Source organism: Collinsella sp. AM24-1 (genome assembly GCF_003470325.1).
Taxonomy (GTDB): domain Bacteria; phylum Actinomycetota; class Coriobacteriia; order Coriobacteriales; family Coriobacteriaceae; genus Collinsella.
Genome location: NZ_QRHM01000029.1, coordinates 23,717 through 24,105, shown reverse-complemented (window position 1 = coordinate 24,105; position 389 = coordinate 23,717). Strand labels below are relative to the sequence as shown.

The following is a 389-nucleotide window of genomic DNA, read 5'->3' as shown; positions in this document are numbered from 1 at the left end:
TGAGTCCTGAGGCTGTTGCAATGAAGATGAGAATCAAGGAACAACTTAATTATCACTCCATAAAATTTTTTCTAATTGTCGCTTGACCCATCGGGGGCTCGCGTGCATAATAATCCGTGCGTTGCGGCGTTACCTCAGCTGGATAGAGGGTCTGACTACGAATCAGAACGTCATAGGTTCGAATCCTATACGCCGCACCAACTGAACTTTAAAGCCTCCGGTAACGGAGGCTTTTCTTATATGTCGACATACTTGAGGAGTTGCTTTCGCCGTGTTTGAAAGTATCGAGTCGATCGACTGCATCAAATGAGTAAAAATCAAATTCGATAACTTTTTTTGAAAAAATGCTTGACCATTATTCAGTCCCTGTGCATAATAATCAACAAGTC

1 protein-coding gene and 1 tRNA gene are annotated in these 389 nt (G+C 42.2%); one reads left to right on the top strand and one right to left on the bottom strand.

Translation table 11 applies throughout. The features are described from left to right. Positions 1–123: 123 nt before the first annotated feature. Positions 124–200 (top strand) — tRNA-Arg (locus DW661_RS09160). On the opposite strand, the gene DW661_RS10390 is transcribed toward DW661_RS09160, so the two are convergent. Then, a partial coding sequence (locus DW661_RS10390; protein WP_233547489.1) for a hypothetical protein occupies positions 163–389 on the bottom strand: 227 nt, incomplete at its 5' end. The two genes, DW661_RS09160 and DW661_RS10390, sit on opposite strands and share 38 nt — an antisense overlap.